Source organism: Arachidicoccus sp. BS20, from assembly GCF_001659705.1.
GTDB lineage: Bacteria > Bacteroidota > Bacteroidia > Chitinophagales > Chitinophagaceae > Arachidicoccus.
Genome location: NZ_CP015971.1, coordinates 2,215,085 through 2,229,719 on the forward strand (window position 1 = coordinate 2,215,085; position 14,635 = coordinate 2,229,719).

The following is a 14,635-nucleotide window of genomic DNA, read 5'->3' on the forward strand; positions in this document are numbered from 1 at the left end:
TCATAATTATAAAAAACAAACAGATGAACAAGAACATTCTGAAACACAGTATGCTTGCAGCATTCATCGGCATTATGCTATTTATAGGCGGGAATGCCTTTGCACAAAGCAACGATAAAATGATGAGCGATAAAAAAAGCGACATGATGAATGACAACATGAGCATGAACAAAACCATGATGTATCATGTGCCTGCAAAGCCCGAAGACATAAGCCCTTTGCTCGACGGCGAAAAAATTCCTATGGTTAATATTCCCGATGCAATGGGCAAAAATTTTGATTTGAATGCGGCAGTTGCTGCAAAGCCTACGATACTTGTTTTTTATCGCGGCGGCTGGTGTCCGTATTGTTCTAAGCAACTTTCCGGCTTGCAGGATATTCATCAGGATTTGGAAAATATGGGCTATCAATTGATTGCCATCAGCACCGACAGTCCTGATAATTTATCAAAAACAGCAATGAAAGAAAGTTTGAACTTTACGCTTTTGTCCGATGCGGATTTAAGCGTTGCAAAGCAATTCGGGCTTGCTTACAAAGCGCCTGCGGCTTACGATAAAATTTTGCCAAATTCATCCGGCGGAAAAAATACGGGCAACCTTTTACCTGTTCCCTCTGTTTTTATATTGGACAAAAAAGGCGATATTCAGTTTGAATATATCAATCCGGATTTTATGCAGAGGCTCAGTCCCGACTTGCTGAAAGCCGCAGCACAAACGCTTTACAAGAATCTTTAAACGAAAAATGATGAAGTATAAATTGTTTTTAATAATGCTGTTTATAAGCATTTTTTGCAGCGCATTTTCGCAGCAGAAAAGCATGGATTCGGTTTCTGCAAAAGACAGCATTGTATTTGTTCATAAAAACTGGAAGCATATTTTGTCGGAAGCAAAAATGAAGGACAAATATATTTTTGTGGATGCCAATACTTCATGGTGCGGACCGTGCAAACTGCTGAAAACAACTACGTTTAAAGACAAAAGTGTTGCCGCATTTTTCAACAATCATTTCATCAATGCTTCTTTCGATATGGAAAAAGGCGAAGGCGTTGCGCTTGCCGATAAATGGAAAGTGGACGCTTATCCTTCTTTGATTATTTTGAATATGAAAGGCGAAATTGTGCTGGAAAAAATAGGCTATGTTGAACCGAAAGATTTAATTGATTTTGCCAAACAGGCATTATCCAAAAAGTTAAATAACTAAATTTTTCAACAAAAAATAAATACAATGAGCAAACTTGCATTGTCTGTTACTTTGAAAGCCAAAGCAGGCAAAGAAAAAGAAGTTTCCGAATTTTTAAAAAGTGCATTACCACTTGTTCTGGCAGAAGCCGAAACATTGAATTGGTACGCGTTTCAGACCGATGAAGCAACGTTCGGCATATTCGATACTTTTGAAAACGAGGATGGTCGTAACGCACATCTCGCGGGAGAAATCGCTAAGGCATTAATGGCAAAAGCATCCGAGCTCTTGGCGGAAGTGCCTGTAATAAAGAAGGCTGATGTGTTGGCTTTTAAGTAAAAAATGATAAAACGAAGTGTTATGACAAAAGAGGGCAACTATATTCAATACTCTTCACTATGTATAAGATTAATGACAGGCTTCGGCTTTGCTGCTCACGGATGGGCAAAAATAAGCAGAGGAACTCAAGGCTTTGAAAAGCTGTTGTTACAAACCGGAATGCCATTTGCGCACGCAAGCTCGCTAATTGTTCCTTATTTGGAATTAATAGGCGGTATCTTTGTGCTGTTGGGAATATTCGTAAGCATAATATCAATTCCTCTCATTGTAACAATGCTCGTGGCAATGTTTACGATTCAGATACATTATGGTTTCAGTTCAGTAAATACAATCGGTTTAACACCGCAAGGTCCTAAATTCGGACCACCCGGATATGAGATTAATTTATTATACATCTCATGTCTGATTTCCCTCATACTGACAGGAAGTGGTAAATTTTCTGTTGATAATTTGATAAACAAAATAAAACTAAAAGAATGACAATCTTTTCGACATCTAAAATTTAATATTATGCAATACAGATTTTTTAATATAAAAATTAAGAACAATATTATCAAATTCATATTTCCATTTTTAATGCCTTTTACGGCTTGCGCGCAAAACGCTTCAAACGTCAGCAATACCAATGCTTTCAAAGAAATGGAACAAACTAAAAAAGATAATATGATGATGGATAAAAAACCCGACACAGCCACTTTTGCCGCAGGCTGTTTTTGGTGCGTAGAAGCGCAGTTTAAAGAACTGAAAGGTGTGAAAAAAGTGGTTTCGGGATTTACCGGCGGAACCGTTCCGCATCCGAGTTACGAGGAAGTCTGTACAGGCACAACTGGACACGCGGAGGCTTGTAATATCATTTATAATCCTTCTGAAATTTCTTACGACGCATTGCTTGCTGCTTTCTTTGTAGCGCATGACCCAACGCAGTTGAACAGACAAGGCGCAGATGTAGGCACGCAATATCGTTCCGCTATTTTTTATCATAATGCAGAACAAAAAAAATTAGCCGAATATTATATCGGAAAGCTGAACGAAGAAAAAGCTTATCCAAATCCGATTGTTACGGAAGTACAGCCGTTTACTGTTTTTTATAAAGCAGAAGGTTATCATCAGGATTATTATGCCAAAAATGGTTCTGTTCCTTATTGTCAATTGGTCATCAAACCGAAAGTGGATAAATTTGAAGAAGTATTTAAAGGTAAATTGAAACAATAAAATGTATACACATGAAAGCAACAATAATTTTGTTCTTTGCAGTTTGCACACTTTTCTCCTGCAAGAGCAATGCACAGCAAAATGATATAATGATGCACAAAAACAATCCGTATTACTCAAGAACAGACACAACTGAATTGCACGTGAGCAATGCAGAATGGAAAAAAATTCTTTCGCCCGACTTGTATGAAGTGGCAAGAGAAAAAGGAACGGAGCGCGCTTTCACAGGCAAGTACTGGAACAGCGATGCGAAAGGAACTTATTACTGTGCCGTGTGCGGTAACGAACTTTTTCGTTCCGATGCAAAATTTGCAAGCACCTGCGGCTGGCCCAGTTTTTTCGAGACGGACAGACCCCACAGCGTTATTTATAAAGAAGATAACTCTTACGGAATGCACCGCATTGAAGTAGAATGCGCAAGATGTCATTCGCACTTAGGGCATATTTTTGACGATGGTCCTGCGCCGACTTATAAACGCTACTGCATGAACTCCATCAGCCTGGATTTTGTGCCGGATGAAAATTGATATAAAAATCAACCATCTTCTTATAAGCGACTCATGGTTTAACAAAAAGCGACAGGATTTTATTCCTGCCGCTTTTTTCTGTTTATTAATTAAAAATTATTCTGCCGTGCTTGTTTCTTTCTTCTTCACATCAAAGAAAATTTTGCTTTGCTCTTTATCGAAATTCGCCGTAAGTGTATCGCCGTCTTTCACGGCATGATTGAGAATTTCTTCTGCCAACGGGTCTTCCAGATATTTCTGAATAGCTCGGTGCAAAGGTCTTGCGCCAAACTGAACATCGTAACCTTTATCGGCAATAAAATTCTTTGCATCCTCGGTTATTTCCAAAGTTAAGCCCATACCGTTGAGGCGTGCATAAACTTTCTTCATCAGAATATCGATAATCGCAAAGATGTTTTCCTTTGTGAGCGAATTAAAGATAATCACATCATCAATTCTGTTCAGAAACTCGGGCGAGAATGTGCGTTTCAAAGCTTTTTCAATCACGGCTTTATTGTTCTCTTCCTGGTTTTGAATACGCGCCGCAGTTGCAAAACCAACGCCGTCGCCAAACTCTTTCAACTGGCGAACACCGATGTTTGACGTCATGATGATGAGCGTATTTTTGAAATCAATTTTTCTGCCCAATCCATCGGTCAAAACGCCGTCGTCCAACACTTGCAAGAGAATATTGTAAATATCAGGATGCGCTTTTTCTATTTCGTCTAACAGAATTACGCTGTATGGCTTACGACGGACTTTTTCGGTAAGCTGTCCGCCTTCTTCATAACCTACATAACCCGGAGGTGCGCCAATCAAGCGGCTTACAGAGAATTTCTCCATGTATTCGCTCATGTCAATTCTTATCAACGAATCTTCCGAATCGAACAAATGACGAGCGAGCGAGCGAGCCAATTCCGTTTTACCAACGCCCGTAGGACCTAAGAAAATGAAACTTCCAATCGGCTTCTTTGGGTCTTTCAGACCAACACGGTTGCGCTGAATAGCTTTCACAACTTTCGTAATTGCTTCGTCCTGACCAATCACCATTTCTTTCATATCGTCCTGCATCTTGCGGAGCTTTTCGGTTTCGGCTTCCGCCATGCGTTTCACGGGAATACCCGTCATCATGCTGATAACTTCTGCAATCGCATCTTCGGTAATCGGATAGCGTTTGTTCTTGCTTTCTTCTTCCCAATCGGCTTTCGCTTTTTCCAGTTCTTCGCCCAATCTTTTTTCCGTATCGCGAAGCGTTGCGGCTTCTTCAAAGCGCTGATTTTTTACAACCTTATTTTTCTCGACTTTTATTTCCTCAATTTTCTTTTCAAGTTCGAGGATATTTTGCGGCACGCTGATATTTTTCAGATGCACGCGCGCACCTACTTCGTCCAGCACATCAATCGCCTTGTCGGGCAAAAGCCTGTCGGTCATATATCTGTCGCTCAATTTCACACACGCTTCAATTGCTTCCTGATCGTAAACCACACTATGATAATCTTCGTACTTACTTTTGATGTTGTTGAGAATCTGAATGGTTTCCTCAACGCTCGGCGGTTCAATCAATACCTTTTGAAAACGTCTGTCGAGCGCGCCGTCTTTTTCGATGTACATTCTGTATTCGTCCAACGTGCTTGCGCCGATGCATTGCAATTCGCCGCGCGCCAAAGCCGGCTTAAAAATGTTGCTTGCATCCAACGAACCGCTTGCGCCGCCGGCACCAACAATTGTGTGAATTTCATCGATGAACAAAATCACATCACGGTTTTTTTCGAGTTCGTTCATGATGGCTTTCATGCGCTCTTCAAACTGCCCGCGATATTTTGTTCCGGCAACCAATGCAGGCAAATCGAGTGAAACCACACGTTTATCAAACAATACACGGCTTACTTTTCTTTGGATAATCCGCAACGCCAGGCCTTCGACGATTGCCGTTTTACCTACACCGGGTTCGCCTATTAAAATAGGATTGTTCTTTTTTCTTCTTGACAAAATTTGCGATACCCGTTCTATTTCGTTTTCGCGACCGACAATCGGGTCAAGCTGCCCCATTTCCGCAAGGCGCGTAATGTCGCGACCGAAATTGTCTAAAACGGGCGTTCTGCTTTTCGGGTTTGCCGCTGTTGCTGTAGGACGTGCTGCGCCGCCGCGTGGTACGCCGCCGAAGCCGCGCTTTTCATCATCAAAATCTTCTTCATGCTCATCAAATTCTGCACGTATTTCCGTGTCGCGTACAATGCCGATTTCGTTGCGGAACAAATCGTAATCAATATCAAACTGACCGAGAATTTGCGTAGCGATATTTTCTTTATTTTTTAAGATAGATAACATCAGATGTTCCGTTTCTATCTGTGCGCTTTTCAGCGACTTTGCTTCGAGCACGGTAATGCGTATTACTTTTTCGGCTTGCTTAGTCAAAGGCAGACTGTTGATGTCGCCTATGTTCTTGCCCGTTTTGTCTTTCACGGCAAGTTCCACTTCTTTGCGCAATTCGTATAAATCTACATTCAATTGTTTCAATATGCGTATAGCGGCATTGTCGCCTTCTCTGATTAAGCCTAAAAGCAAATGTTCCGTACCGATGAAATCATTCCCCAAACGCAAAGCCTCTTCGCGGCTGAAAGTAATGATTTCCTTTACTTGTGGTGAAAAATTATTGTCCATAGTCATAATTTGATTAAAATGTGAACGCCTCAAAAAACACTCTTCACTTCATTGTTTGTGTCAAGGTACGTTTGCTTTGCGATACTTCGGATACTTTTATGCAGCTTTTTAAAAATTTGAACGAAGTAAACGTATCAATTCAATTGGTTGAAGATTATCTTTGAACGGTTTTGTAAAACAGAAGTTTAATCTTCTTTTCTAATTTCCTTTTTTAAAGTTAAGCAATAATGGAATAAGACAAAAAAAATTTTTACACATCTGTAAATAACATAATAAAATATCCCGTTATTGCTTCAAAAATTGACAAATAGTTGGCGTGGAAAAGGCATGATAATTTTTGTAAAAGTAAAAAATGAATCAGCGAAATTTCTTCCGACTATTAAAACTAAAAATATATAAATGAAACCGAGTATGATAAATTTTCTCACGAGGAGAAAAAGATATAACGGGGGTTCCATTTGACAATATAATCGCAGCAAAGCTGCAAATGAAAAAACACACGAATGAAAATCAAAGTTGATACCAAAGAAAAATTCAGCGTGCTACGCCCGACAGAAGCGGTGTTTTCTGTTAATATGGCAGAAGAATTGACAACAATCGTCATGCAACGATTGCAAGCGCCAGTAAAAAATGTAATTGTTGATTTTACCGCCATTGAAACAGCCGAAAAACAAGCGCTGATTGAACTTGCGACAATACACCAAATTGTTTACAAGAACAGCGCATCATTTGTTGTCTGCAACTTAAAAGCGGCAATAAAAACGTTGTTGGACGAGCTGGATTTGACCGATGTTCTAAACATTACGCCCACAGAAAGCGAGGCATGGGACATTGTGCAGATGGAGGAAATCGAGAGAGAATTGTTCGGAGATGAAGAGTAAAATATTATTCACAAAATGCAACCATTACGATAAAAAAAGTGCTCCCGCAAAAGCGGGAACACCCTTACTTAAAATCACAACTATAGAAATCAATGAATACTGCCGATTAATATATTTGCAGGAATATGCCCGTCTGCCGTCGGAAATGAGAAACCAAGCAGTTTGGCAACAAGCGGTGCAATGTCTTTCAAGCTCATTACAGGAATCACGGTTCCTTTTTTAATGCCGGGACCAACGGCAATAAAACCTGTTTGTATTTGATGAAAATCGGGGAAATAGCCATGCGTACCGCCCTTACCTTGTCTCACAGGGTCGCCTTTCAGCACGCCATTGAATGCAGTTCCATCCAAACCGGATAAAGCCAAAACCACATTGGGGTCTGCACCTACGGAGTCAATTTGTTTTTTATTAATCACACGAAACAAAGCCCTTTGTTCAGCAGGAAGGTTGTTCAGTAACTGTTTTACTTTATTTAGCGTTTCCACATCATTTTTATCTTTCAGATAGAGAAATGCAGCACCGCCTTCGGTAAGGAACTGTGCTTTCCACTGTCCGTGATTTTTATCTGTTATCAATCCTGCATTACTAAGCCATACATTAGGCGCAACAGTTTTTTTAATTGTGCAGAAACCGTGGTCGCCGGTAATAATCAAAACCGTTTGATTCCATATACCTGCATCTTTCAAAGCTTTGACAATAATAGCAACGCCGCTATCCGCATCCAATACAGCCCGTTTTACCAAATCGCCTTCGCGCCCCACACGATGCTGTGCTCCATCGGTTGCAAAAAAATGAACCGTCATCAGATTCGGCTGGTCTTTTTGAATTACATAAGCCGCAATTTTTGCAATATTTACATTTTTACCGTATTCGATTTTAGCTGCATTGTCAAACACATTCTTTTTTACTTCATCGACAAATCCTTCCGGCTTGGAATATTGCTCACGTACTTTTTCGCCCAGCGAACCGATGTCAGGAATGTTGTATGCTACAGGCGCATCGCCGGTTACTGGCCAAAGCAAACTCGCAGTTTTCAAGCCGTGCTCATCGGCAACAGACCAAAGAGTGGGAACTTTTATGGAACTGTAATTCCAATAAATTTTTCCCGTAGCACTGTCGGGTTCAAACATACCGTTGTAATAGACGCCATGCTTTGCAGGCGCTACACCTGTAACGATTGCCGTGTGCGACGGATAAGTGATAGATGGAAACATACTGTTGACCCCTTCGGCATAAGCGCCTTGCTTCATCAGCGCACGCATATTTGTTGTATGCCACGACGAGTCTAAATAAAAATCGGGGCGACCACCGTCAACAGTTACAATGATAACGTGCTTTGCTATTTGCGCGTTTGCACACGAAATAAACCAAAGAGCCGCTGCCGCAGAAAATATTTTTTTTATCATAATTTATTTTATTTTAAAAAGTGCTTCTCCCGCGGTGGGAAAAGCACATAAACAATGTGAAGTTTATTTCCAATCCGGATTTTGTCCAAGTTTTGGATTGAGCTGCAAATCGCTAAAAGGAATCGGGTACACATATTTGTAATCCGCCCATTCTCTTTGAATATTATCCAGCCAGTTCAAATTGCCGTAAGTACCTTTGTCAAGCTTTTGCGGGTCTTTTGAAACATTAATGAGTGTTACATCTCTTACACCTACCGTATCAGAAGACTGTGTATAGAATAATACATCATTCACGCCGTCGCCGTTCAAATCCATACGCACACCTGTTTTAGGCACGTACATTCCATCCCAGGTATTGAGCAAAAGGTCGCCTCTTTTCCATCTTATCAAATCAGCAAAGCGAAGTCCTTCCAAAGCGAGTTCTATTCCGCGCTCGCGTCGTATTTCCAATATTACCGGGTTGGTAATGTCGGGGAAATAATGTGTTTGCAAATATTTATCTACCGTTGTCGGCAGTGAGGTTAATCCGCCGGTAATCCCTGCACGTGCTCTCAATGCACCTATGGTCATTGCCCAATCCTGATCTGTAATAGTACCCAATTCAGCTTTTGCCTCGGCGTAGTTCAGCAATATTTCCGCATAACGCATCAGGCTGATAGAGTTCGTATTTGTTGCACCATTGTCATAAGTTGTACCGTCCAGGCACCATTTGATTGGCTGATAACCGGTGTAAGTATTGGAAAACACAGGCGGTGCAGGCGACGTAGTTCCGTTGCTGTTTACTCTTTTGTAACCCGGCGTACGAATGGTCTGCTGCAAGCGCCAATCACGGTTTTTGGTTTCATTTACAAATGTGATGGTATCATACCCCGGTTTGTCGGTAAATGGTGTTCCGTCACGGTTAAGATAGGTATTGATAAATGTTTTGATAAAACTGAAACGAGGTCCGTACGTAGCACTTGTATAATACCAGTTGGCATCGTTATAGACCGCAAGAGATGTACTGGAAACATCTGCCAGCATTATTTCACTTGTTACCGGCGTTGCACTTATAAACAGATTCCGGTACGCCAAACTGTCACCTACAGTATTAAGGCTATACACTTTACTTTCGATAACGGAATCTGCCGCATCTACCGCCATTTTCAAATAATCATTTGCCGTAGATTGCAGGTTGTAGGAAGTTTGGTATTTACGGAACGTTCCTTCAAACAAACATACTCTTGACTTAAACCCGAATATTACGCCTTTACTGATGGTGCTGCGCGTATTATCGTTATTAGAAGCAATATGTTGGGCAGCATAATCCAAATCCGCTACAATAGAATCCATAATCAACACGCGGGAATCTCTTCCTTTGTATAATAATGCTGTATCGCTTATACTCAACGGCGTGCTGTACCAGGGCACATCGCCAAAACGCTGTACTTTGGCATAATAGAAATAAGCCCTGAAAAACTTTGCCAGCGCCATATAATTTTCTTTTACCGCGTCCGGTACCGGAGATGTTGCCAAACCAGCAATAAAATAATTGATGTTTCTCAAATCTCCCCAATCCCAACCGCTACTCTGTACCGAAGTGTAAGCGCCGGGTACAATGAAATTAGGTACAGACTGGACGGCTCCGTAATCGGAAAGGCTTGGGTCTGTTTTATACACATCGGATATGCCAGGTAGAATATTGTAAAAAGAATTGGCATACAACTGCAATCCATCCTGACTGCCGAAAATGGCAGTTTTATCGGCATTGCTTACAGGAGCCTGATTTAATTCTTTGGTGCAGGCGCCAAATAGCAGAATTGCCAGGGAAAGAACAACAATGCTTCGATTTGTTTTAATCTGTATCATAACTATTAATAAATTTTATTTTAAAAATTAACCAGTACACCTACCGTATAACTTTTGAGTATAGGATAGTTGTTGCCGTTACCATTGTTAGAATTTCCTGTAAGTACCACATCAGATTTACCAATGTTTTCTACATCCAGCGCTTTGGTATGCTTGTACAAAGGCGACGCCGTCCACAGGTTGTCGCCGGAAACATACAGACGTGCATTGCTGATAGGAATTTTTTTGAAAAAGCTTTTAGGGAAATTATATCCAAGCTGTATATTTTTCAACCGGATGTAGCGAACATTTTGCAGGTATTTTGTTTGATTTACAGCCAGCTCCCCGCTTCCATTTTGTGCCACATAACCACTGTATCTTGGGAAATAAGCATTGGTATTGGTAGGCGACCATATATTGCCCAATTGAGATTTCATCAGGTAATTGTAAGGTCTGTTGTATTGCCCCCAAAAGGCATCTGCTTCTGAACCCGGGTACCAGTCTTGCTTCAACACGCCTTGAAAGAAAGCGCTGATAAAGAAGTTGTCCCAATCGCCGCCGAGGTTAAAACCGAATTGATATCTCGGCGTAGTATTCCCGATTATCTTTCTGTCGCCCGGGTCGCCAATGGTATTTGTCCCACTATTGATAACACCATCGCCGTTTAAATCTTTAAACCTGATATCGCCCGGCAACCATGTACCATTGTTGGTAGATTTTACCAAAGGCTGGAACGCTTTAGCCTGAGATACGTTATCTGCCGTCCAATATCCGTCATTGACATAACCCCATATTTCGCCCAATTTTTCGCCGGGATAATAATCGCTCAACAGTCCTGAAGAATTACCCACATATTTTGTGATTGTTGATATGTAATCCGACATCCAAAAGCCGATGTTGTAATGGAATAGCTTGCCCGCAAGGCGAAATTGGTCTTTCCAACTGATGTTGGCTTCCCAGCCATCAGTACGCATATCGGCAAAGTTTCCTTTCGGCGAACTTGTACCTAACACGGCAGGTAACGTAGGTCCAAGTACATACATATTTGTTGTTTTACGGCGATAAATATCGCCCGTAAAATCAAGCCGGTTGGACAGCATGGTAAGGTCTAATCCCAAATCGGCAGTCGTGGCTGTTTCCCATGTTAATCCATCCGGAATCAAGCCCGGTACACTCGTATATTGCGGCTGGATTCCGTTAAGCACACGACCCGATTTTGATATATTGAACAGTTCTTCGTACTGGTAAGAAGAAATATTACCGTTACCCAAAGAACCGTAAGAACCTCTGATTTTTAAATTGGAAATAAACTTTGGAGACACGTGCCAAAATGATTCTTTCGACACCACCCAGCCCGCAGATGCGGACGGGAAGAAACCATATGTCTGGTCGTGCGGAAATTTAGACGAGCCATCGTAACGGGCATCAAGTTCCAATAAATATTTATCTCTGAACGCATAATTAAGTCTTCCAAAGCCGCCTAAAATTGCCCATTTTTCATATCCGCCTGAAGTAGATATTTTATCTCCCGTGGCAAGACTCAAGTCTTTTGCATCCCCATAAACCAACCCGTTTCTGGTAACAGAAATATTATTGTAAACAGATTGTTCATAGTTATAACCAATCAAGGCTTTGAAATAATGGTCTTTACCAAAAGTGTGGTCATAATCGGCATACAGGTTGGTTGCGAGATAATTGGTCGTTTGCCGCGTTGCGGAAATATCATTATAGCTCGTACCTAAATAATTTATTACTCCCGGCGCAAGGCTATAAGGCAACTGAACCCTTATCTGGTCCTGATTTAAACGCAAATTCTGGAACGTCAAATCGCCTTTAACATGAAAATGGTCGTTTAAAAATGTCGCTGAAAATGCAGATGTATTTTTGATTTCCTGCGTTCTCATATCAATACCATTTTTTCCATACCAAAAATCTCCCACACCATACGCTGCTGATGCAGTAAGCGTTCCATCAGGATTGAACATTACGGAGCTCGGCTGTGAGTTGTCTGCCATATTGCGCCAGATGCCACCGCCTTCGCCTACATTCAAAGGGTTGTGATAGAACCTGCTGTCGAACCATGTACTATTAGTAATCAACAACCAGGGCGTAGCCTGTACCGAGCCTTTTGCCGTGAGGTTGTACATATTATAATCGTCGGAATTGTAACGGAAAAGCCCGTTTTGATTGTAATACCTTCCGCTTATATAATAACTTGCTTTATCCGTACTTCCGGAAACAGACAAATTCTGGCTAAGCGCTAACAAACTTTTTTTGTACAACAAATCGTACCAGTTGGTATTGCCATAATAAACATAGTTTCCCGTAGTGGGATCAACTTCTACTTGCGGCAGGCTCGGATCGTCATTATGCTGCTTTAATGCTGCCAGATAAGCCATGGAAAACGGCTGCGTTTTGTTGATATTCTGCGGTATCTGTCCGTTGTTCCACGACGACCATGCCGAATCAAACATTAACGCATACTGATAACCATTGCTCACAATATCTGGTACAACAGTTGGGCTTTTAGATGCATAGTCCGAAGAATAAGTAATGGATGTAGAGCCTTTTTTCGGCGATTTGGTCGTAATCAATACCACGCCGTATGCGGCACGCGCTCCGTAAACTGCGGCAGAAGAGGCATCTTTCAATACGGTAACGGAAGCTATATCATTTGGATTCAAAAGGCTTGGGTCGCCCTGCACACCGTCAATCAATACCAAAGCGTTACCTCCCTGACCAATGGATGGGTTTCCGCGTACATTATACACCGGCGACTGGATAGGTTTACCATCGCCCATTATCAGGTTCAGGTTAGGAATCATCCCTTGCAAGCCTTGTGTAACGTTGGGCAGCGATTTATTTTCCAGTACGGCTCCGCTCACTTGCGTTACCGCACCTGTAAGATTAATTTTCTTTTGCGTACCGTACCCTACAATTACCAAATCTTCCAGCGTTTTTTCCGCAGGCTGCATTCTTACCAGTAAGCTATTATTGTTATCGGCGCTTATGGTGTAAGCTTCCATTTTGTAATCTTCATATCCCGTATAGCTAAAACGGAAATTGTACTTATGACCTGCCAATAAATTATCGACGGTAAATTCGCCGCCCGAACCGGTAAGTGCATGATGCACAGTGCCACCGGAGGTTTCCTGTATGGCAACATTGACGCCTGTTAAAAATTTTCCGGACTCATCTGTAACCACCCCTTTTACAATTGCTTCGCGTTGCTGCGCCCGGAGAACAGCAATGCCTGCAACAAGAAGCATAATCAGGAGAAATGAATGTTTCAATTTGTGATGCATATAATTTGCTTTAGTTTATGGACAAAAATTTCCCACCTGCCTTTTGAGGCAGTTTTTTTTTATATTGTATTATGTGAATAATTATTTCGTAATGCTTCTGTAGCAAACAAAGATGTTTATTCCCTGTTGCTTAAACTGTCTGCGCTTTCTCCGGGAGGAAGAGCAGCAGGCGACGGCGTTACGGTTTGCCGTTCTATAAAATATTTTCCTTCATTTTGTTCTGCGCGCAAGTCATTTGTATTACATATTATTTCAAGTATAACCGGCAGAGAATCCGTGGGACTTACCAGCCCTGTGAACGACATTTTAGCAACTGTTTTTGCATCGTAACCGATTTGCACTTTATATCTTTTGCTTATCTCATCAAACACGCTGTGCAACGGCGTTTTGTCAAAAACCAACCTGTTCAAACTGTCGGTATAAAATGTAACCGGCTCGGCTTGTACAGAATCTGTTTTCGGCTTGGGTAATGCAATATTTTTATTTTTTCTTTCAAATACGGACAGCGCATACGTTCCGTCGGCAGCCGAAAATTTAAACTGTTCTCCCGGTTTCAGATAAGCATCTTTCATGGATAAAATCGAATCGGATGCGTGTATCATTACTTTTCCTTTGAACAATTTTACATAAACCTTATTGTTGAATGAATTGACGGAAAAGACTGTACCCAAATCGGTAACCACAATCCCGTTTGCCGTAACCGAAAACGGGTGCGCTTCGTCATGCTTAACTTTGAATGTCGCTTTCCCGTTCAGCGCTACTGCCCTTACCGCTTTGCCGGCAAACGGCTCGTATGTAAGAGAACTTTTCGGCGATAATGCAACTTCTGTCCCGTCTTCTAAGCGGCTTTTTATTATCGCATTTGTCGTATTCACAATATTTTTTATAGCCGGCAATTGCTTATCAGTAGGCAAGATTTTGGCAACGGTTTGCTTTGTAATATGCGCTTCTTTGTGGGACGTCCACACATCAATGCCCAACAGCAATCCAAATACTACGCACGCAGCAGCCGCCCAGCCATACAACAATTTTCTCCTTCGGAAGGAGTCAATTTTTTTTTCGTCATTAGATTTATCCTGCGCGGACTTTCTTGCAAAAATTTTTTCAAAAATTTCTTTCGATTTCTCGTCGTTCAACACTTTTATATCGCGCTCCACGCTCGCATCAAATTCTTTCTGCAACCATGCGCGAAGTTCACTTTCGTCAACAGACAAGGCTTCTAACAAAAACGCTTTTTCGCTTGCCGTAGCAATACCTTTTCTGTATTTCTCAAGAAGAAACCAATTTTTTTCCATTTACACTATAAAATGACCGATTGT

12 protein-coding genes are annotated in these 14,635 nt (G+C 41.4%); 7 read left to right on the forward strand and 5 right to left on the reverse strand.

Annotated elements, in window-relative coordinates; all coding sequences use genetic code 11:
- The first annotated feature begins 23 nt into the window (after positions 1–23).
- From A9P82_RS10000 to msrB, 6 genes are read left to right on the forward strand one after another with little or no spacing between them, the layout of a single operon-like run.
- Positions 24–734, forward strand: a complete 711-nt coding sequence (locus A9P82_RS10000; protein WP_066207455.1) for a peroxiredoxin-like family protein — start codon at positions 24–26, stop codon at positions 732–734.
- Between the two features lie 7 nt (positions 735–741).
- A complete protein-coding gene (locus tag A9P82_RS10005) occupies positions 742–1,200 on the forward strand; it encodes a thioredoxin family protein (RefSeq protein ID WP_082915304.1) in 459 nt (152 codons plus the stop codon).
- Positions 1,201–1,224: 24 nt separating this feature from the next.
- Entirely contained in the window at positions 1,225–1,518 is a 294-nt protein-coding gene (locus tag A9P82_RS10010; RefSeq protein ID WP_066207457.1) for a putative quinol monooxygenase, read from the forward strand.
- A gap of 3 nt (positions 1,519–1,521) precedes the next feature.
- Complete coding sequence (locus tag A9P82_RS10015) at positions 1,522–1,998, forward strand: DoxX family protein (RefSeq protein ID WP_082915305.1); 477 nt, start codon at positions 1,522–1,524, stop codon at positions 1,996–1,998.
- A gap of 30 nt (positions 1,999–2,028) precedes the next feature.
- On the forward strand, positions 2,029–2,730 hold the full coding sequence (gene msrA / locus A9P82_RS10020; protein ID WP_082915306.1) for a peptide-methionine (S)-S-oxide reductase MsrA: 702 nt from the start codon (positions 2,029–2,031) through the stop codon (positions 2,728–2,730).
- Positions 2,731–2,741: 11 nt separating this feature from the next.
- Positions 2,742–3,257, forward strand: a complete 516-nt coding sequence (msrB, locus tag A9P82_RS10025; RefSeq protein ID WP_066207461.1) for a peptide-methionine (R)-S-oxide reductase MsrB — start codon at positions 2,742–2,744, stop codon at positions 3,255–3,257.
- A 96-nt stretch (positions 3,258–3,353) separates the two neighbouring features.
- Here the strand turns inward: msrB and A9P82_RS10030 are convergent, their stop codons facing one another.
- The gene (locus A9P82_RS10030) at positions 3,354–5,897 is read right to left on the reverse strand and encodes an ATP-dependent Clp protease ATP-binding subunit (RefSeq protein ID WP_066207463.1); all 2,544 of its coding nucleotides are present in this window, start codon (positions 5,895–5,897) and stop codon (positions 3,354–3,356) included.
- Between the two features lie 503 nt (positions 5,898–6,400).
- On the opposite strand from A9P82_RS10030, the gene A9P82_RS10035 reads away from it, so the two are divergent.
- Entirely contained in the window at positions 6,401–6,778 is a 378-nt protein-coding gene (locus tag A9P82_RS10035) for an STAS domain-containing protein (RefSeq protein ID WP_066207465.1), read from the forward strand.
- 89 nt (positions 6,779–6,867) lie between these two features.
- Here A9P82_RS10035 and A9P82_RS10040 read toward each other — a convergent pair whose 3' ends face one another.
- From A9P82_RS10040 to A9P82_RS10055, 4 genes are all read right to left on the reverse strand, one after another.
- Entirely contained in the window at positions 6,868–8,184 is a 1,317-nt protein-coding gene (locus A9P82_RS10040) for an alkaline phosphatase family protein (protein WP_082915307.1), read from the reverse strand.
- A 63-nt stretch (positions 8,185–8,247) separates the two neighbouring features.
- Positions 8,248–10,032 (reverse strand): RagB/SusD family nutrient uptake outer membrane protein, encoded by a 1,785-nt coding sequence (locus tag A9P82_RS10045; protein ID WP_066207466.1) that lies wholly within the window; start codon positions 10,030–10,032, stop codon positions 8,248–8,250.
- 20 nt (positions 10,033–10,052) lie between these two features.
- Positions 10,053–13,304 (reverse strand): SusC/RagA family TonB-linked outer membrane protein, encoded by a 3,252-nt coding sequence (locus tag A9P82_RS10050; RefSeq protein ID WP_197492140.1) that lies wholly within the window; start codon positions 13,302–13,304, stop codon positions 10,053–10,055.
- A gap of 128 nt (positions 13,305–13,432) precedes the next feature.
- Positions 13,433–14,611, reverse strand: coding sequence for a FecR family protein (locus A9P82_RS10055; protein WP_066207470.1), 1,179 nt, complete (start codon positions 14,609–14,611; stop codon positions 13,433–13,435).
- Between the last annotated feature and the right edge of the window lie 24 nt (positions 14,612–14,635).